This window comes from Brevundimonas sp. FG8, assembly GCF_057808845.1.
Window position 1 is genome coordinate 381910 of record NZ_JBMDIU010000001.1, and the last position, 18350, is coordinate 400259.

At 66.5% G+C, this 18350-nt stretch carries 22 protein-coding genes; 9 read left to right on the top strand and 13 right to left on the bottom strand.

Features of this window, described 5'->3' with window-relative positions:
* The 5 genes from ACODRV_RS01725 to ACODRV_RS01745 all read left to right on the top strand — a co-directional run bounded on the left by ACODRV_RS01725 (window position 1) and on the right by ACODRV_RS01745 (window position 4331).
* A complete protein-coding gene (locus tag ACODRV_RS01725) occupies window positions 1-2340 on the top strand; it encodes a bifunctional diguanylate cyclase/phosphodiesterase (RefSeq protein WP_488907211.1) in 2340 nt (779 codons plus the stop codon).
* A gap of 166 nt (window positions 2341-2506) precedes the next feature.
* Entirely contained in the window at window positions 2507-3124 is a 618-nt protein-coding gene (gene rpsD, locus ACODRV_RS01730; RefSeq protein ID WP_141625964.1) for a 30S ribosomal protein S4, read from the top strand.
* 149 nt (window positions 3125-3273) lie between these two features.
* Window positions 3274-3660, top strand: a complete 387-nt coding sequence (locus ACODRV_RS01735; protein ID WP_141625965.1) for a hypothetical protein — start codon at window positions 3274-3276, stop codon at window positions 3658-3660.
* Window positions 3661-3822: 162 nt separating this feature from the next.
* On the top strand, window positions 3823-3951 hold the full coding sequence (locus ACODRV_RS01740; protein ID WP_255431442.1) for a hypothetical protein: 129 nt from the start codon (window positions 3823-3825) through the stop codon (window positions 3949-3951).
* Window positions 3951-4331, top strand: coding sequence for a hypothetical protein (locus ACODRV_RS01745; protein WP_141625966.1), 381 nt, complete (start codon window positions 3951-3953; stop codon window positions 4329-4331). The genes ACODRV_RS01740 and ACODRV_RS01745 overlap by 1 nt, the downstream gene beginning before the upstream one ends.
* Window positions 4332-4372: 41 nt before the next feature.
* Here ACODRV_RS01745 and ACODRV_RS01750 read toward each other — a convergent pair whose 3' ends face one another.
* From ACODRV_RS01750 to sfsA, 9 genes are all read right to left on the bottom strand, one after another.
* Window positions 4373-4801: an acyl-CoA thioesterase gene (locus ACODRV_RS01750; protein WP_141625967.1), complete on the bottom strand. Its 429-nt coding sequence runs from the start codon at window positions 4799-4801 to the stop codon at window positions 4373-4375.
* On the bottom strand, window positions 4801-5154 hold the full coding sequence (gene grxD, locus ACODRV_RS01755) for a Grx4 family monothiol glutaredoxin (protein ID WP_141625968.1): 354 nt from the start codon (window positions 5152-5154) through the stop codon (window positions 4801-4803). Before grxD ends, ACODRV_RS01750 begins: the two co-directional genes overlap by 1 nt.
* 114 nt (window positions 5155-5268) lie before the next feature.
* Window positions 5269-6192 (bottom strand): aldo-keto reductase family protein, encoded by a 924-nt coding sequence (locus tag ACODRV_RS01760; protein WP_141625969.1) that lies wholly within the window; start codon window positions 6190-6192, stop codon window positions 5269-5271.
* A gap of 4 nt (window positions 6193-6196) precedes the next feature.
* Window positions 6197-6436 carry a BolA family protein gene (locus tag ACODRV_RS01765; protein WP_141625970.1) on the bottom strand — a complete coding sequence of 80 codons (240 nt, stop codon included), beginning with the start codon at window positions 6434-6436 and terminating at the stop codon, window positions 6197-6199.
* A 57-nt stretch (window positions 6437-6493) separates the two neighbouring features.
* Entirely contained in the window at window positions 6494-7012 is a 519-nt protein-coding gene (locus tag ACODRV_RS01770; protein WP_141625971.1) for a GNAT family N-acetyltransferase, read from the bottom strand.
* Window positions 7009-8004 (bottom strand): glycosylasparaginase, encoded by a 996-nt coding sequence (locus tag ACODRV_RS01775; RefSeq protein ID WP_141625972.1) that lies wholly within the window; start codon window positions 8002-8004, stop codon window positions 7009-7011. The genes ACODRV_RS01770 and ACODRV_RS01775 overlap by 4 nt, the downstream gene beginning before the upstream one ends.
* A gap of 28 nt (window positions 8005-8032) precedes the next feature.
* Window positions 8033-8779 carry a RadC family protein gene (gene radC / locus ACODRV_RS01780; protein ID WP_370451030.1) on the bottom strand — a complete coding sequence of 249 codons (747 nt, stop codon included), beginning with the start codon at window positions 8777-8779 and terminating at the stop codon, window positions 8033-8035.
* Window positions 8780-8789: 10 nt separating this feature from the next.
* A complete protein-coding gene (map, locus tag ACODRV_RS01785; RefSeq protein WP_141625973.1) occupies window positions 8790-9614 on the bottom strand; it encodes a type I methionyl aminopeptidase in 825 nt (274 codons plus the stop codon).
* Between the two features lie 31 nt (window positions 9615-9645).
* Window positions 9646-10362: a DNA/RNA nuclease SfsA gene (gene sfsA / locus ACODRV_RS01790; protein ID WP_141625974.1), complete on the bottom strand. Its 717-nt coding sequence runs from the start codon at window positions 10360-10362 to the stop codon at window positions 9646-9648.
* Window positions 10363-10385: 23 nt separating this feature from the next.
* On the opposite strand from sfsA, the gene ACODRV_RS01795 reads away from it, so the two are divergent.
* Window positions 10386-11141, top strand: coding sequence for a competence/damage-inducible protein A (locus ACODRV_RS01795; protein WP_488907212.1), 756 nt, complete (start codon window positions 10386-10388; stop codon window positions 11139-11141).
* Here the strand turns inward: ACODRV_RS01795 and ACODRV_RS01800 are convergent.
* The 4 genes from ACODRV_RS01800 to ACODRV_RS01815 form a co-directional block, all read right to left on the bottom strand.
* Complete coding sequence (locus ACODRV_RS01800) at window positions 11138-12244, bottom strand: endo-1,4-beta-xylanase (protein WP_488907213.1); 1107 nt, start codon at window positions 12242-12244, stop codon at window positions 11138-11140. The genes ACODRV_RS01795 and ACODRV_RS01800 overlap by 4 nt on opposite strands.
* Window positions 12234-12644, bottom strand: coding sequence for a flagellar export protein FliJ (locus ACODRV_RS01805; RefSeq protein ID WP_141625976.1), 411 nt, complete (start codon window positions 12642-12644; stop codon window positions 12234-12236). The genes ACODRV_RS01800 and ACODRV_RS01805 overlap by 11 nt, the downstream gene beginning before the upstream one ends.
* Before the next feature lie 13 nt (window positions 12645-12657).
* The gene (fliI, locus tag ACODRV_RS01810) at window positions 12658-14004 is read right to left on the bottom strand and encodes a flagellar protein export ATPase FliI (protein WP_141625977.1); all 1347 of its coding nucleotides are present in this window, start codon (window positions 14002-14004) and stop codon (window positions 12658-12660) included.
* A gap of 63 nt (window positions 14005-14067) precedes the next feature.
* The gene (locus tag ACODRV_RS01815; protein WP_488907214.1) at window positions 14068-14991 is read right to left on the bottom strand and encodes an EamA family transporter; all 924 of its coding nucleotides are present in this window, start codon (window positions 14989-14991) and stop codon (window positions 14068-14070) included.
* A gap of 84 nt (window positions 14992-15075) precedes the next feature.
* Here ACODRV_RS01815 and ACODRV_RS01820 point away from each other — a divergent pair, with 84 nt between their 5' ends.
* The 3 genes from ACODRV_RS01820 to cysK all read left to right on the top strand — a co-directional run bounded on the left by ACODRV_RS01820 (window position 15076) and on the right by cysK (window position 18326).
* Window positions 15076-15564 carry an Lrp/AsnC family transcriptional regulator gene (locus ACODRV_RS01820; RefSeq protein ID WP_488907215.1) on the top strand — a complete coding sequence of 163 codons (489 nt, stop codon included), beginning with the start codon at window positions 15076-15078 and terminating at the stop codon, window positions 15562-15564.
* A gap of 145 nt (window positions 15565-15709) precedes the next feature.
* A complete protein-coding gene (locus ACODRV_RS01825; RefSeq protein ID WP_488907216.1) occupies window positions 15710-17218 on the top strand; it encodes a methyl-accepting chemotaxis protein in 1509 nt (502 codons plus the stop codon).
* Window positions 17219-17345: 127 nt separating this feature from the next.
* The gene (gene cysK / locus ACODRV_RS01830; RefSeq protein ID WP_488907217.1) at window positions 17346-18326 is read left to right on the top strand and encodes a cysteine synthase A; all 981 of its coding nucleotides are present in this window, start codon (window positions 17346-17348) and stop codon (window positions 18324-18326) included.
* The last annotated feature ends 24 nt before the right edge of the window (window positions 18327-18350 follow it).

Genomic DNA, 18350 nt, shown 5'->3' on the forward strand with positions numbered 1-18350 from the left:
ATGCGCGTTCTGACTTGCCTGACCGAGGATCATAACCTGCTCCTCGTGGCCCTCGCGGCCGTGATATGCGTCGTTGGCTCTGTTGTTCTCAACCGCCTGTTCGACAAGAACCGTCGCAGCTCCGCCAAGGCGCGGCTGCCGTGGCTGTTTCTCGGCGCCATGGCGGGCGGGGCGACGATCTGGTGCACCCATTTCGTCGCCATGCTGGCTTACCGCCCCGGCGTGGAGGTGGCCTACGCCCCTGTCCTGACCGGCCTGTCCCTGCTGGTGGCGATGTTCGCCTGCGCTCTGGCGATCGGTGTCGGATCGCTGCGCGGTCGATACGCCGCTGCGTCAGGAGGGGTGTTGTTCGGGCTGGGCGTGACGGCCATGCACTATACCGGCATGTCGGCCTTCACCGCGGAAGCGCTGGTGATCTGGCATCCGGCCTATGTCGTGGCTTCGGTCGTCGCCGCCGTGGTCGGGGGCGCCGCCGCCTTCCACATCGCAACCGATGACCGGCGCTGGAGGCGGCCGGTGGTGGCGCCGTTGCTGCTGGTCCTGACCATCGTCGCCTTGCACTTCACCGGCATGGGCGCGCTGACGGTTCTGCCGCTGGCGCCGAGCGCGGATGCGACGCTGCTGACCGAGGCTGAAGCCCTGCTGGCCGCGAGCGTGGCTGCGATCGGCTTCCTTATCCTGGGTACGGCTGTCGCCAGCTATGCGCTGGAGGCGCAAACCGAACGTCAGTCGCAGGATCGTCTGAGCGGCCTGATCGAGGGTAGCGTGGACGGCATGGTGGTCGTCGCGGACGGCAAGGTTCGTCTGGCCAACCACGCGTTCACCGAGCTTTGCGGCGTGCAGGAAGGCCAGACCGTCGATACCGACATCGGCGAGTGGATCGAGGATGTCGCGTCACTCCAGCCGGGTCTGCTGATGCAGAGCCGCGTCAGGGCGCGGGACGGCGCGCCCGTACCGGTCGAGATCGCCGTGCGCGAAGAGATGGCTGGCGCGAACACTACGCCGGTGCAGATCTTCGCCGTGCGCGATCTGCGCTCGCGTATCGCGCAGGAACGCCGCATCGCGCATCTGGCGCGCAACGACAGCCTGACAGGCCTGCCCAACCGCACCTCCTTCCTTGAGAAGCTGGAGCGACTGGCGGCGACCGACAGCGGCTTCGCCCTGCTGGCAATCGATCTGGACCGCTTCAAGGAGGTCAATGATCTCTACGGTCACGCCGTGGGTGATCGACTGCTGTTGCATGTGGCCGACCACATGAAGGCCGCCACCCGCGAAGGCGAGTTCGTGGCGCGACTGGGCGGTGACGAGTTCGTGGCCCTGATCCCGATCCGCGAGCGGATGGACGCCCACGCCGCCGCCGAGCGCCTGCGTCAGGCGATCCTGACGCCGCTGGAGGCGGAACACGCGGAGCTGCAATGCGGCGCCTCGGTCGGCATCGCCTTGTGGCCGGATGATGCGACCGAAGCCTCGGTGCTGATCAACGACGCCGATCTGGCGATGTATCGGGCCAAGAGCTCGCTGACGACGGACATCTGCTTCTATGAAGGCGCGATGGATGAGGCGGTGCGCCATCGTCGCCGGATCACTTTGGGCCTGCGCGATGCGCTTGAGAACGATCGCTTCGAGTTGCACTATCAACTGCAGGCGTCGGTCGAGACGGGCGATGTGACCGGCTTTGAAGCCCTGCTTCGCTGGAAGCAGGCGGACGGGACCTACATTTCGCCGGCCGACTTCATCCCGCTGGCGGAAGAGACAGGTCTGATCCTGCCGATCGGCGAGTGGGTGCTGCGTCAGGCCTGTTCGGAGGCGGCCAGCTGGGACAGGCCGCACCGCATCGCGGTGAACCTGTCGCCGGTCCAGCTGTCGCACGTCGACCTGCCGCGCCTGGTGCACCAGATCCTGATCGAGACGGGGCTGTCTCCGAACCGGCTGGAGCTGGAAATCACCGAGACGGCGATGATCTCGGACATGGAGCGGACCACCCACATTCTGCGCCAGCTGAAACTGCTGGGCGTGTCGGTGGCGATGGATGACTTCGGCACGGGCTATTCGTCGCTGTCGACCCTGCGGGCCTTCCCGTTCGACAAGATCAAGCTGGACCGGACCTTCATGTCCGAGCTGGACGGCGGGCCTCAATCCAAGGCCATCATCCGCGCCGTGCTGGCGCTGGGCGAAAGCCTGGACATCCCGATCCTCGCCGAAGGCGTGGAGACGCAGGAGCAACTGGTCTTCCTGCGCGAGCAGGGCTGTGACGAGGTGCAGGGCTACCTCCTGGGCCGCCCCAGCCGTGATGCGGCCCGGGATATGGGCGCGCTGACGGCGGAGACACACGTGGCCTGAAGACAGGGCGGCGTTGACTCATGGTGTGTCCATGGGCATAAGCGCCGCCTTCGCGCGCCTGACTCCGGTCAGGGGCGGGATTTATGACGGACGATGCGTGGACCGCCGTTGGGATCGTCTCTCCAGTTGGGGAGGGACCGGGCCGCATCAACATAGAGAGTGACTTATGTCCAAGCGCCACAGCGCCAAGTACAAGATCGACCGGGCCATGGGTGAAAACCTGTGGGGCCGTTCGAAGTCCCCGGTTAACAAGCGCTCGTACGGCCCCGGCCAGCACGGCCAGCGCCGCAAGTCGAAAGTCTCGGACTTCGGCCTGCAGCTGAAGGCCAAGCAGAAGCTGAAGGGCTACTACGGCAACATCACCGAGAAGCAATTCGCCGCGACCTACGCCGAAGCGACCCGTCGCAAGGGCAACAGCTCGGAGAACCTGATCGGTCTGCTGGAATCGCGTCTGGACGCGATCGTCTACCGCGCCAAGTTCGTCCCGACCGTCTGGGCCGCTCGCCAGTTCGTCAGCCACGGCCACGTGACCGTCGACGGCAAGAAGGTCGACATCGGTTCGTACCGCGTGAAGCCGGGTCAGGTGATCGAGGTCAAGGAAAAGTCGCGCAACATGGCTCTGGTGCTCGAAGCCCAGCAGTCGTCGGAGCGTGACATCCCCGACTACCTGGAGATCGGTGATCGTGGCTTCTCGGTTCGTTACGTCCGCGTTCCGGAACTGGCCGACGTGCCGTATCCGGTGAAGATGGAACCGAACCTGGTCGTCGAATACTACTCGTCCTGATCGCGCAGCGATCTCGACGAAATCGAAGTTGAAGGGCTCCGGAGCAATCCGGGGCCCTTTTGCTTTGGATCAGCGCCTGTGACGGTTCACTTTCGGGCCGAATAACGGCACACTGTGTCCGGGTTCAGGGTCCAGCCGAGGAGGCCGGGATGAAATCGAAGATCACGCTCGCCGTCGTGCTGGCGCTCGCCTCGCTGACGGCCGCTTGCGGAACCGTGCCGGGCCTGTTCACGGGAGACCGTGCGTCGGCGAACATGCCGGGCCAGCTGGAGCCCATCCATGCGGCGGCCATCGGTCAGGATCAGGCGGTCTTCTGGGTCAGCTCGAACGGCTGCACCAGCAAGGCGGACCTGACGCCGGTCGTGCGGCCGGTGCGCAACGGCTCGGTGATCACCCTGCGCCGCATCAAGGAAGACCGTTGTGTCGAGGTGCAGCCGCAAGGCGTAGAGATGCGCTGGTCCTTCGAGGAGTTGGGGCTCGAGCCCGGCGCACGGGTCTCGGTCGAGAACCCCTACCAGCTGACGCCCTCGGCCTGAAACCGGAGCGAGTGACCGCAGTGCGGTCGTAGGCTCGACCGTGCGGTTGGGACAAGGCCGCGCCTTGCCGATTGTTCACGTGTCATTCCGCGCCGCGGACGGCAGATTGCACGCAAGCTTCACCAATGAAGCGCTCCCACAGTATTGGAAGGGGATTTCCACATGCGTCGCCTCGCGCTCGTTCTCGCTCTCGCCATCGCCGCGCCCTCGCTGGGCGGCTGCATCATCATCGCCACGGACAAGCCGAGCACCCGCGTCGTGCACCAGCCGCCGGCGGAAGCGGGGCAGTGATGCGCGCGCTGATCGCGGCGGCCCTGTGCGCGCCCCTGCTGTCGGGCTGCGTGATCTATGCCAGTGACTCCGGCGAGTCCGAGGTCGTGGCTCAGTGGGGCGGCCCGCGCGCCGCGCCGCTGGAAGCGGTTCGTTCAGCCCGGATCGCGGACGGTCGTCTGACGGTCCGCGTCGAATCCAACGGCTGTACGGACACCACCCACTTCGTGGTGGACCTGACGCCGCAGGACGACGGCTGGACCGACATCGCCCTGCGCCGCAACACTCGGGACCTGTGCAAGGCCCTGGTTCCCGATGGCGTCGAGGTGAGTTGGTCGCTGATTGAGTTGGGGCTTCAGCCTGATACTCAGGCGCGTCTGGTCAATCCGACGACGCTGTAAAATCAAAGGGCCGGATCGCCATGCGGTCCGGCCCTTTCGATTCAGATTTTCTGGAAAGCCGGCAGCATTTCCGCCGGGATGCGATGGGGGCGCATGGTCTTCGCATCCACCAGAACCCATTCGGTGACGCCCTGGGCGCAGAGTTTGCCTTCAGCATCCTCAATGCGGACGTAACGGTTGAAGCGCGGGCCCTGCGGATCGCCGACCCAGGTGCGGGCCTTCACGTCCACGGCGTCGGGCATCAGGGGGCGAAAGTAGTCGATCTCGTGCCGAACGCCGACCCACGACCATTTCGTGCGGGTCTCTTCGTCGAAGCTCGCGTTCCAGTGGGCGGTGCCCGCATCCTGCAGCCAGCCGACATAAACCACGTTGTTCACATGGCCGTTCTCGTCGATGTGTTCGGGACGGACCTCCAGCGGGAGGACGAAGATCTCGCGGTCTTCGCGCGGCTCCAGCTGGACGCGGGCCATCAGTCTTCCTGACCCAGGACGACGCCCTTCTCGGCCATCAGCGACTGCAGTTCGCCGCTGTTGAACATCTCGCGCACGATGTCCGAGCCGCCCACGAACTCGCCCTTCACATAGAGCTGGGGAATGGTCGGCCAGTCGGTGAAGGCCTTGATGCCTTCGCGCAGGGCTTCGTCCTGCAGGACGTCGACGCCGACGAATGACGCGCCGATATGATCGAGGATCTGGACCGCCAGCGAGGAGAAGCCGCAACGCGGAGCGTCCGGGGTGCCCTTCATGAACAGGACGACGTCGTGTTGGGCGACGGTGTCGGCGATGAAGGCGTGGACGGGGTCGGCGACAGCTTGATCGGTCACGGCGGGGGCCTTTCAGTGAAGGGCGTCAGCTAGGGTCGGACAGGCCGGGGGTCAAGGGCGTGCGGCGACGGAGCCGCATCCGGCGTCCGATCTTCCCTGGGGGGAATGGCGCGATCAGGCCGCCCTGGCCCCGGCGACGCGGGCCATTTCGATCTGGGCGGCGAGGCCCGGAGGCAGGTCGCGGTCCGGGACGAGAGCCAGTTCGTTCAGGCGTTCGACCGCCGGGGCCTCGATCAGCACGCTAGCGATGGACGGATCGGTCAGGGCGTAGGCCAGACAGATGGCTTCGGCCGACCAGGCGTTGGTCTGATGAAGGAAGGCGAAGGTGCCCACACCGGCCAGCGGGTCGTGCGGGGCGCGGGCCGCGGATTTGCCGAAACCGAAGAAGCCCTTCTTCTCCTCATTCACAACGGTGGCTTTCTTCACCGTGTCGAGATTGTCCGGGAAATAGCCGTACACGAAGATCGCCATGTCACGCTGACGGGCGTCGCGCAGACGCGAACGGATCTGCCAGGGCGAGTTGACGTGGTAGGGCGTGAACAGGACATCAAATGCGCCGGTGGAGACGTAGGTGTCCATCACCTCGCCCTCGCCGGAGATGCCCAGCAGACGGATGCGCTGGGTAGCGCGCAGGGCCTTGAGCGCGTTCAGCGAGGACTGGGGCAGTTCGTGGTCTTCCGGCTGGTCCAGCACGGCCAGATCGAACCAGCCCAGACCGGAGGCGTGCAGGGCCCGGTCAATGGCGCTGGTCATGCCCTCGGCGGAGAAGTCGCGATCCGAACCTCGGCGGCCGTCGCCGGCGCCGAGCATCAGGGAGACCTGCACCAGCTTGCGGTCGACGTGGCGCAGCGCCTCGCCCAGCACCTCGGCCAGGACGGGATCGGCGGTGGTCAGGCGGTAGCTGTTGATGCCCGCCTCGAGCGCCGAATAGATCAGTTCGCGTCCGGCCTCGGGGCCGCCGGCGATGTCGCGGGCGCCCAGGCTGAGGGTGACGACCGAAACGGCCTGGCCGACGTTGCCGAAGGGACGGTAGCGCATGGGGTCAGCCCTCCGCGGGGACCGAGGTTTCAAGGGCGAGAGCATGCAGTTCGCCGCCCATCTTTCCCTTCAGGGCGGCATAGACGAGCTGATGCTGCTTCACGCGCGGCATGCCCGCAAAAGCCGTCGAGACAATACGCGCACGGTAATGATCGCCGTCGCCGGCCAGATCGTCGATGGCGATCTCGGCGTCGGGGAAGGCCTCAATCAGATGACCGTGCAGGTCTTCGACGGACATGGGCATGGGCGGACGCACTCCGGAGTTCTGCCCGAAGCATGCCGCGTAAACCTTAATGGCTGGCTACGCTGCGTGGCGCTCCAGCAGCACCACGGGCTCGGTCTTGTAGGTGGTTTCGGCGTAGGGGGTGTAGCCGGCGCGGCGGGCGAGGGCGTGGGACGGGGCGTTGTCGGGGGCGATCATGCAGACTGTGCGGGGGGCGTTGAGGGTGTCGTCGGCCCAGGCGAGGGCGGCGGAGAGGGCCTCGAAGGCCATGCCCTTGCGCTGATAGCGAGGGGCGACGCCCCAGCCGAGTTCGGGCGCATCGAACGGCGGGTCCATCAGACGTCGCGCATCGAAGATGCCGACGCCGCCCACATAGTCGCCGGTGGCGGTTTCGCGGATCGCCCAACTGCCGTGACCCAAAGCTTCCCAATGGCCGATGTCTCGCAGCAGGCGGAACCACACGTCCTCGCTGGACATGGCGGTCGGGAAGATGGCTGTGGCGAAGGCGGGGTCGCCCCACAGGGTGACGAGGTCCGCATAGTCCGAGACCTGCATGGGGGTCAGGGTCAGGCGTTCTGTGATGAGGGTGGTGCTCATGCGCTGAACAGGGCCCCCGCGCGCTCGATGCGGGTTCGGCCTGATGCGTCGGTTACGGCGTAGGTGAATCCGGGCTGCAGGGCGAAGGCGCCTGCGCGGCCCTGCTTGTCCAGCGCCAGCAGGGCGACCTGCGAGTTGGCGACCTTCGTTCCGCGCAAGCGGGCGAGGCGTTCGATCACGCTGCGGCAGGCGGCGGTCGGGTCGAGGCCGTGGCGCATGGCCTCAACGACCGAGTGTGAGCCGGAGACCCGGACGACATCCTCGCCCACGCCGGTGGCGGTCGCGCCGCCGACCTCGTCATCGACATAGAGGCCCGCGCCGATGATGGGGCTGTCGCCCACGCGACCCCGCATCTTGAAGGCCATGCCGGAGGTCGTGCAGGCGCCCGCGATGCGGTTGTCGGCGTCGATGGCCACGAGACCGATGGTGTCGTGGTTGCCCGGTCCGCCGGGCATGGAGCGCCAGTCGCTATTCTCGCTGTTGATGCGCGGCGCGTATTCGGCGGTCTTCAGCCATTCGCGCCATGCGGCCTCGGCGCGGGGCGTCAGCAGGTTCCGCGTGGGGAAGCCCTGGTCGACGGCGAAGGTCCGGGCGCCGGTCCCGACCAGCATGGTGTGGGGCGTCTTCTCCATGACGGCGCGGGCGACCGAGACGGCGTGGACCACATCCTCCAGCGCGCAGACGGCGCCGATGTCGCCCGCCCAGGTCATGACGCAGGCGTCGAGGGTGACGAGGCCGTCGCGGTCCGGGAGGCCGCCCAGCCCGACGGAAGAGTTGCTTTCGTCCAGTTCCGCGACCTTGCCGCCCGCCTCGACCATGTCGAGAGCCGAGCCGCCTGCCTGACGCGCGGCCCAGCCGGCGGCATTGGCCGCGGCGCCGAAGTCCCAGGTCGAGACCATGACGGCGAGGGCGGCGTCATCCCGGGCGACGGCGGAGGTCGCGAGGGCCGCCGCCGGAGCGGCGGTGAGAAGGGTGCGGCGTGTGGTGGTCATGACTCCCCCGGAACTGAGGGAGCGGAGGCTACATCAACCCCAGCTGTTTGAAACTGGCCACGCCGTCCCGGCCGACGATCAGGTGGTCATGGACCGAGAGGCCCAAGGCGCGGGCGGCTTCCACGACCTGACGGGTCATCTCGATGTCCGCGCGGGACGGAGTCGGGTCGCCGGACGGGTGGTTGTGGACAATGATCATCGACTTGGCTGACAGCTCCAGCGCGCGGCGGACGACCTCGCGCGGATAGACGGGCGCATGATCGACGGTGCCACGGTTCTGAATCTCGTCGAGGATCAGCTGGTTGCGGTTGTCCAGATACAGAACCCGGAACTGTTCGCGCGGCTCATGCTGGAGCGACAGACGGACGTAGGCGAGCAGCGCCGTCCATGAGGAGATGACCGTCCGCTTGTTGGCCTCTTCCTTGGTGACGCGCCGGGCGACCTCATGCAGGGCGGCCAGGTCGAGGGCGGTTTCGGCGCCGATGCCCTTGGCGCGCCCCCTTGAATCCTCGGCCTTGACCGTCATCAGGTCCTCGACCGAGGCGGCGAGGACGGCGGCGAGGGAGCCGAAGCGGGTCAGAAGGGCCTTCGCGATGGGTTTGACATCGCCCTGCGGCTGGCTGCGGAACAGGAAGAGCTCCAGCAGTTCATAGTCCGGCAGGTGATGGATGCCCGCGCCGCGCGCCCGCTCGCGCAGCCGTTCGCGGTGGCCGGCGTGGTGGGGCGTCTTGGGCTTCTGATGTGGCGTTTCGAACATGCGCCCTCCGGGACGCATGCAGCCTATCCTAGAATTTCGGGCGGAACAGCCCGGCGGGACTGGCGGTGAAGAGTTCGTACCCGTCGTCCGTTACCCCGATGGTGTGCTCGCACTGCGAAGACAGGGACTTGTCGCGGGTCACGGCGGTCCAGCCGTCGGACAGAACCTTCACGTGCGGCTTGCCGAGGTTCACCATCGGCTCGACGGTGAAGAACATGCCCTTCTTGAGTGTCGCGCCTTCGCCACGGCGGCCGTAGTGCAGGACGTTGGGGCTGTCGTGGAACAGGCGGCCGATGCCGTGACCGCAGAAGTCGCGGACGACCGACATGCGCTGGGCCTCGACCACCTGCTGGATGGCGTAGCCGATGTCGCCGAAGGTGTTTCCCGGCTTGACCATGGAGAGGCCGGCTTCGAGCGAGTCATAGGTGACGTCGATCAGCTTGCGGGCGCGGGCGTTGATGTTCCCGACCGCGAACATGCGGCTGGAGTCCCCGTGCCAGCCGTCAACGATGACGGTGTGGTCGATATTGACGATATCGCCGTCCTTCAGCGTCTTCTCACCCGGAATCCCGTGGCAGACGACGTGGTTGATCGAGGTGCAGACGGTTTTCTCGTAACCCTTGTAGCCGAGACATGCGGGCAGGCCGCCGTTGTCGAGGGTGAACTCGCGGATCAGATCGTCGATGCGGCCTGTCGCGACGCCCGGAACCACGTACTCGCCGATCATGTCCAGCGCCCGGGCGACCAGATTACCGGCGGCGCGCATGCCCTCCCACGCTTCCTCATCCTGATGGACGCGGATTTCGTGGGTGCGGACGAAGTGATCGGTGTCCAGTTCGGGGGTCTCGTACATGCGTCGTCTTTCGGCGCGGCCCTTGTCGAAATCAGGGCCGCCAGGGCAGGGCGCGATCCAGCTGGATCGCTTCAGGCGTCAGGTGGCAACTATAGCACAGAACCTCAACCCCGTGGGAGGCGGCCTCGCGCAGGGCGGGGCCGTAGGCCTTGTCGATGTCGTCGGCGGTGCTGAAGGCGGCGCAGTCCATGCGCTGGACGATGAACAGCATGATGGCCCGGTCGCCCGCGTCGACCACCCGCTCCAGCGCCTTGAGGTGTTTGACCGCACGCTCGGTCTTGCAGTCCGGGAACTCGGCGAGGCCGGGCGTGCGGCTGAAGTGAACGTTCTTGATCTCGACCCAGGCGGAGGGCCGGGTCAGTCCGTCGGCGTCGCCCTGCAGCAGGATGTCGATGCGGCTGTTCTGGTCGTATCGGACCTCTCGCCGCAGGATGGGGTAGCCCGTCAGTTCGGGGATGGCGTCGGCGGCGATGGCGGCCTCACCGATGCGGTTGGGGTTCATGGTGTTGACCCCGACCAGCCCGGCGCCCGGCAACTCAACCATTTCCAGCGTCAGGGGCAGCTTGCGCTTTGGATCGGGCGAGCGGCTCATCCAGACCGGCAGGCCCGGTTCGGTCAGGCCGAGCATGGCGCCGGGGTTGGGAACGTGGATGGTGGTCTCGGTCCCGTCGGCCAAAGTCACGTCGGCGAGGAAGCGCTTGTAGCGGCGGATCAGGGTTCCGCGTTCGAGAGGCGACTTGAAGCGCATGACGCAGTCTCTAGCTTGGGAACATGACTGATGCATCTCCCACCGCCGCTGTCCTGATCATCGGGGACGAAGTCCTTTCCGGACGGACGCAGGACACGAACCTGAACACCATCGCGCGGTTCCTGACGGCATCGGGTATCGATCTGCTGGAGGCGCGGACGGTCGGGGACCGGACGGAGCAGATCGTCGAGAACCTGAACGCCCTGCGGTCGGCGCATGACTATGTCTTCACCACCGGCGGGATCGGGCCGACCCATGACGACATAACCGCCGATGCGGTGGCCAAGGCGTTCGGCGTGGCGTTGCCGGAGCATCCGGATGCGGTGGCGATCCTGGAGAAGCGGTACGGACCGGGCGAGTTCAATGCGGCGCGGCGGCGGATGGCGCGCATTCCCGAGGGCGGGACGCTGATCGCCAATCCGGTGACGGACGCGCCGGGATTCCAGATCGGCAATGTCTTCGTGATGGCGGGGGTGCCCAGGATCATGACCGCCATGCTGGAGGATGTGGCGCCGCGTCTGCGGACCGGGGCAGTGGTGCTGTCGCGGACGATCCGGGTCAGCGGCGTGGGCGAGGGCGCGGTGGCCGACATCCTGACGGCGGCGGCTAAGGCCGAGCGCGAGGTCAGCTTCGGAAGCTATCCGTTCGGCCACGGCTCGGCCGGCGAGATCGGGACGAACCTCGTGGTGCGCGGCCGGGACGCGGACAGGTTGGAAACAGCCGTGACGAGGTTGGTCGCCGAACTGGCGGTGGCGGGGATCGGCGCGGCTGAGGTCTAGGCGCCCGCGCGACCGGTGAAGGCGTCGACCACAGCCTGACAGGCCGGGTTGCCGCGGCCCTCGCGGTCCAGAAGCACCGGGCTGTCGTCGGGGCGGTTGCGGCCTTCCTCGCGGGTGAGCCAACTGTCGTTGTCGCGCAGGCCCCAGGTGGTGAAGGCGTAGCGCTGGCTTTCGGTGAGGGCGTGGAAGGCCTCGGCCAATTCGCCGACGCGGGCGACCTGCTGGTCGCGCTTCTCCTTCAGCGAGCGCAGGTCCGGCATACGGCCGCCGTCGCGGAAAAGCGAGAAGTCCAGCTCCGACACATGGATCGGCAGACCCAGCGAGGCGGCGTCGCGGAAGAAGTTCGTGATATTGCCCGCCGGGATCTCGATGTTGAGATGGGACTGCGTCCCGATCCCCTCGATGGGTGCGCCGAGCTTGAGCAGGCGCTCGACCAGCTTCAGGAAGGTCGTGCCTTTCTGCGGTATGTTCTCCAGATTGTATTCGTTGAGGAACAGGACGGCGTCGGGGTCGGCTTCCTTTGCGATCTGAAAGGCGCGGACCATGTAGCCGTCCATGCCCAGGGCGCGACTCCAGTGGCAGTCGCGCAGGCCGGTCCCGTCCTCGGAGACGGGCTCGTTGACCACGTCCCAGCCCGCCATCTGACCCCGGTAGCGCCCTGCGAAGGCGCGGATATAGCGCTCGTACTCGGCGGCGAAACGGTCGCGGGGGACGACGGCGTCGTTGAAGACCTCGGACCCTTGCGAGTACCAGATCAGGGTGTGGCCGTGGACGCGCAGGCCGTTGTCGCCCGCGAAGGAAACGACCCGGTCCGAGGCGCTGAAGTCATAGGCGAAGCCGGGGCCGAGGGTCCGCTCCATCTTCTGCTCCCATTCGGGAGTCATCTGGCCGCAGTGGCGGCGGACCTGTTCGATCCAGTCCTGCTGATCCAGTTGCCAGGTCATGCCGATCGTGCCGAAGGGCGCGGGCACGATGTCCTTGAGCGGTGCGGCGAGCGGGCCAGTCGAGGGCTTGGCAGAGGCGAAGCGGTCGCAGGCGGTCAGGGCGACCGCCGAGCCGAGCGTCGAGCCCAGCAAGGTCCTGCGGGACAGCCTATCCGGCACGCCGACGCAGGCCCATTTCGTCGAAGGCGGCGGTTTCGCGCTTGCCGGCGGCGATCATGGCGTTCAGGCGGGTGGTCTCGGCCACATGCTCGAACTTCTTCAGTTCTTCGAAGGCGCCGGTGAGAGCGTCGCGGGCGCCGATCTCCTCGGCATCAATTTCGGCCACATCAGTCTCGGCGGCGGCTTTACGCAGCTTCCACCCGTTCAGATAGGCCTGCAGCATCATGCCGGCCTCGACGTCCTGACGGGCGCGTTCCTGCTCGACCTCAGCCTCGGCGGCGAGGACGGCCAGCCGCATTTCGGCGGAGGCGCGGCGGGCGGTGATCTCGGCGAGGCGCTTCTGGAGAGTCTCGACCTCGTAGTTCGAGATCCGGATCAGCGATTGGGCCCAGGCGGTCATTTGTTCACTCCGGTCACTGGCTGATCATGCCTTGGTTCAGGATTGCCTCCAGCCGGGTAAACGAATCGGAAAGAGACGTGTGATCGTCCTTGTCCTGACCCAGGAACCCTTCCAGGGCGGGGTTGAGCGCGATGGCGCGGTCGACGATGGGGTCGGCGCCCGAACGATAGGCGCCGATCTTGATCAGCTCCTCCATGTTCGCATAGGCGCTGAGGCACTGGCGCGCGCGCTTGTTCAGTTCGCGCTCCGGCGGGGTCTGGCAGCCCGGCAGGGTCCGGCTGACGGACTTCAATACGTCGATGGCCGGGAAGCGACCGCGCTCTGCGATCTTGCGATCCATGACGATGTGGCCGTCCAGAATACCACGCACGGCGTCGGCGATGGGTTCATCGTGGTCCCCGCCGTCCACCAGCACGGTGAACAGGGCGGTGATCGGTCCGGCGGTGGTGCCGTCGGGGCGAACGGGGCCGGGCCCGGCGCGTTCGAGCAGCTTGGGCAGTTCGGTGAAGACGGTGGGCGTATAGCCCTTGGTCGTCGGCGGCTCGCCCGCGGCCAGACCAATCTCGCGCTGGGCCATGGCGAAGCGGGTGACCGAGTCCATCAGGCACAGAACCTCGAGGTCCTGATCGCGGAAGTATTCCGAGATGGCCATGGTCATGTAGGCGGACTGGCGGCGCTTGAGGGCGGGCTCGTCGGAGGTGGCGACGACAACGACCGCGCGGCGTAACCCCTCTTCGCCGAGGGTCTCCTCGACGAACTCGCGCACTTCACGGCCCCGTTCGCCGATCAGGCCGACGACGACGACATCGCAGGTGGCCTGTTTGGCCAGCATTGACAGAAGCACCGACTTTCCGACGCCGGAGCCCGCGAAGATGCCCAGGCGCTGGCCCCGGCAGGTGGTGGTGAAGACGTCCATTGAGCGAACGCCGAGGTCAAGACGCTCGCCCACGCGCCCGCGCGAATGGGCCGGAGGCGGTGGCGCACGCAGCGGATAGGCGGCAGGTCCTTGGGGAAGCGGCCCCTTGCCGTCGATAGGCTGGCCGAAGGCGTCAATGATCCGGCCGAGCCAGGCGGTGGTCGGGCGGACGCTGGCGGCAGTGTCGATGATGCGAATGTCGGCGCCGGGGGCCACGCCCTCGACCGGGCCGAAAGGCATCAGCAAGGCCTTGGCGTCGCGGAAGCCGACGACCTCGGCGGGAAGGGGGGGGAGGCCGCGTCCACGCTCGATCTCGGCGCGGGCGCCGACGGCGAGACGGCTAAGGCCGCCGCGAGATTCTATCAGCAGGCCGCTGACGCCCGCGACCTTGCCGGTCACGACCAGCGGGTCGATCGCTTCGACGGCGGCGGCGAGATTGCGCAAACGGAGCCCCTGAACAGGTCACAACGGATGCGGGAACGTGGTTAATCGAAGGTGAAGATCGGCTCAGTTGGCTGTGGGAACCGGTGCGTCGGCAGGCTGTTCGCCCCCCTCGCGGCCCGTCGTCAGTATGGCGCCGACCGAGGCGACGATGATGCAGCCGATGGCCAGCCACTGCAGACTGCTGAGCCGCTCGTGCAGGATAATCAGACCGGCGACGGCCCCGACGGCGGGTTCGCAGGACAGAAGGACGCCGAAAGTGCGCTTGGGGATGTGGCGCAGGGCGATCATTTCCAGCGAGTAGGGTAGCGCGCTGGAGGCGATGGCGACGCAGACACCGATGATCAGCACGGACGGCAGCAGGAGGTTCGCGCCCGCGGTCGCGACACCGAACGGCAGGATGACCATGGCGGCCGTGCTCATGCCCAAGGCGACAGACTGGCCAGCATGCATGTGCGACAGGCGTTTGCCGAAGACGATGTAGAGCGCCCAGAACAGGCCGGCGGCGGCGGCGAACGCTACGCCGACCGGGTCGAGCGCATGGGCTCCGCTCCAGATCGGCAGCAGCATGCCGAGACCGACGACGGCGCAGGCGATCCAGACGAAATGGATCAGCCGTCGCGCATGAAGCAGGGCCAGGACCAGGGGGCCGGAGAACTCGATGGCGATGGCGAGCCCGAGCGGGATGGTCCGCAGCGACATGTAGAAGCTGAGGTTCATCAGGCCGAGTACGAGGCCGTAGAGCAGAACCCGTCCCGCATCATCGCGGTTCAGGCGGAACCGCCACGGTCGCCAGACGGCGATCAGGATCAGGGCGGACAGACCGACGCGCAGCGCCGACGTGCCTTCGGCGCCGACGATCGGAAAGAGCTGTTTTGCAAAGGAGGTGCCGATCGCCAGCGAAACCATGCCCGCGAGGAGGGCTGCATAGGGCATGGCGGCCGCGACTGCGGGGGAGGACAGTGAGCGGTGCGCGCCAGCGATCGACATGAAAGGACCATAGCCGGGAAACCGTTGCGCTTCCCGGCGATTTCAGGCTCTCGTGTGCCTGAAATCGTCTTTTAGGGGCTATAAATGGCGGAATTCGTCACTCTGGATGCCTTTGACCACCGGTTGCTGGACCGCATGCGGCGCAACAATCTGGAACCGGCGCGGGTGACAGCCGAGGCGGTCGGGTTGTCGGAATCCGCCGTGTTGCGTCGTCTGCGTCGCCTGCGCGCCGAGCGGGTGATCGCGGGTGATGTCGCGATAATCGACCCGGCGCGGGTTGAGCCGCGCATCATCCTGCATGTGATGGTCGAAATGAACACCCAGGAGCGCGGGATGATGAATGCCTTTCAGGCTTCGATGCGCGCCAGTCCGGAGGTTCAGGGCTGCTGGGACGTGACGGGACCGACCGACTACCTTCTGACGGCGTCGGTGCGGTCGATGGCGGAGTATGAAGCTTTCGGTATTCGCGAGCTGACACCACAAAAAGGCGTGCGCGCGTATCAGAGCATGATCGTGATCCGGGAAGTCGTGGGGTTCGACCCTGGCCGTGCGGTGCTGTCGGGGCCACGTTGAGCGTGCGGTACGAGTTAATCAGACCTGAACAAAGCACTACGGGTTTGTCCGTGCAGAAAAACAACCATTACTAAAGTTTCGGAGCATCAGTCTACAACCATAAATGGCGGCTTGGGGATGGAGCCGCTCTATCCGGGAGGTTGCGATGTTTGCTTCGCGTCGTCGGCAGGATGGTGAGCTTCAGGGGCGTATTGACGAGCTTGAGGGGCGAATGGCGGCGATTGGCCGTTCGCAGGCGGTGATCGAGTTCAATCTGGACGGCACGATCATCAGTGCGAACGAGAACTTCCTGCTGGCGATGGGGTACGCCATTGAGGAAATCCGGGGCGCGCACCACCGAACCTTCATGGACCCCGCTGAAGCGACCAGCGCGGAATATGCGGACTTCTGGCGCGCCCTTAACGAGGGCAGGTTTATGGCCGGCAAGTTCCGGCGCTTCGCGAAGGGGCAGAGGGAGATTTGGCTGCAGGCCTCCTACAACCCGATCATGGGCGCGGACGGGCGACCGGTGCGGGTGATCAAGCTGGCGGTCGACATCACCAGCGAGGAACGTGAAAGCCAACGGCGCGAAGCGGCTCGGGTTGAGGCGGAGCAGGCGCAGACTGCGTTAGTCGATGCTCTCGCGTCCAGCCTGTCCCGGCTGTCAGAGGGTGATCTGACGACGCGTGTCGAAGGTGAGATGAGTGGCGCGCACAAGCGCATCCGCGACGACTACAACTCGGCGGTCGATAGCCTGCGGGCGGCGCTGACCCAGGTGACGGAGGCAGTCGGCGGTCTGCGGGGGGGCTCGGACGAGATCTCTTCCGCTTCGGATGATCTGTCCCGCCGCACCGAACAGCAGGCGGCGAGCCTGGAAGAGACCGCCGCAGCGCTGGACGAGATTACGGCGACGGTTCAGCGCAGCGCTGAGGGAGCCCGTAAGGCCTCCGCCGCAGCGGCAGGCGCCCGGTCCGAGGCCGAGCGTTCAGGTGAGGTGGTTCGCAGCGCCATCTCGGCGATGGACGAAATCCAGAAGAGTTCGGTCCAGATCGGGGAGATCATCGGCGTCATCGACGAGATCGCCTTCCAGACCAATTTGTTGGCGCTCAACGCGGGTGTGGAGGCGGCGCGCGCGGGTGACTCCGGACGAGGCTTTGCGGTGGTCGCATCGGAGGTTCGGTCACTGGCCCAGCGTTCTGCGGAGGCGGCCAAGGAGATCAAGACGCTGATCTCGACATCGACCAGCCAGGTGGCGGCTGGCGTGAAGCTGGTGGACGAAGCGGGATCGGCCCTGTCGGCCATTGTGGTGCGGGTCGCCGAGATGGACTCGCTGGTCTCTGAAATCTCGGCCTCCGCGCAGGAGCAGGCCACCGGCCTCCAGCAGGTCAACTCGGCCGTGAACCAGATGGATCAGGTCACCCAGCAGAACGCCGCGATGGTGGAGGAGACCACCGCCGCGGCGGCGAACTTGAAAACCGAGGCAGCGCAATTAGCGACCCTGGTTCAGCGGTTCGAGACCGGAGCCGAGGCGTCCGGGCCAAAGGTGCACACGCTCAAGCCGCGTCCCGGAGCACCGGCTCCGTTGGCCCGTGAGCGGGCGAAGCTGGTGGCGTTCGCCGGCGGGGGTGGTTCCGGCGGCGGTTTGGCGGTGGACGACGGGTGGCAGGAGTTCTGACGGCGGAGCGGCTCATCCGCGCGACATAAGTCTTGCGTGCGATAGGGGCCTACCTAGATCGAACGGGTTCAGCTTTGCGCAACGTGCTCTAGTATTGCGTTCAGACCGCCGCCCCGGAGACCTCCCCATGTCCGACGCCTCGTATGACGCCAGCCGCCACCGCAAGTCGGGGCGCGGCAAGATTTACGACTCCATCATCGAGACCATCGGCGATACCCCGCTGGTGGGGCTGCCGCGCCTGTCGGCGGAGTATCAGCCGAAGGCGCGCGTGCTCGCGAAGCTGGAGTTCTTCAATCCGATCTCGTCCGTGAAGGACCGGATCGGGGTGGCGATGATCGAGGCTCTGGAGCAGGCCGGGAAGATTGGGCCCGGGAGCGTTCTGATCGAGCCCACCAGCGGCAATACGGGTATCGCTTTGGCGTTTGTGGCCGCGGCCAAGGGATACAAGCTGATCCTTGTCATGCCGGAGAGCATGTCGATGGAGCGCCGCAAGATGCTGGCTCTGCTTGGCGCCGAACTGGTGCTTACCCCGGCCGAGAAGGGCATGAAGGGCGCCATCGCCATGGCGCAGGAACTGCTGGAACGGACCCCGGGCGCGGTCAGCCCGGCCCAGTTCGACAACCCCGCCAATCCGGCCATTCACCGCGAAACGACTGCGGAGGAAATCTGGGCTGACACCGCCGGAGCGGTCGACATCGTCGTCGCGGGCGTGGGCACCGGTGGCACGATCACTGGCGTGGGCCAGGTTCTGAAGGCCAGGAAGCCCTCAGTCCGGATGATCGCGGTGGAGCCGACCGCGTCTCCGGTGCTGTCAGGTGGTGACCCGGGGCCGCACAAGATTCAGGGCATCGGCGCAGGCTTTATCCCGACCATCGTGGATCGCTCAATCATCGACGGGGTCGAACAGGTGTCGAACGAGGATGCTTTTGAGATGGCCCGCAAGGCGGCGCGGGTCGAGGGCATCCCTGTGGGTATCTCGTCGGGTGCGGCTCTGACGGCGGCGTTCAGGATCGCGGCCCGCGAGGAGAACGCGGGCAAGACCATCGTGGCGATCATCCCGAGCTTCGCCGAGCGCTATCTGTCCACGGCGTTGTTCGAAGGTCTGTGAAGACCGTCACAGCCGGTTAACCGC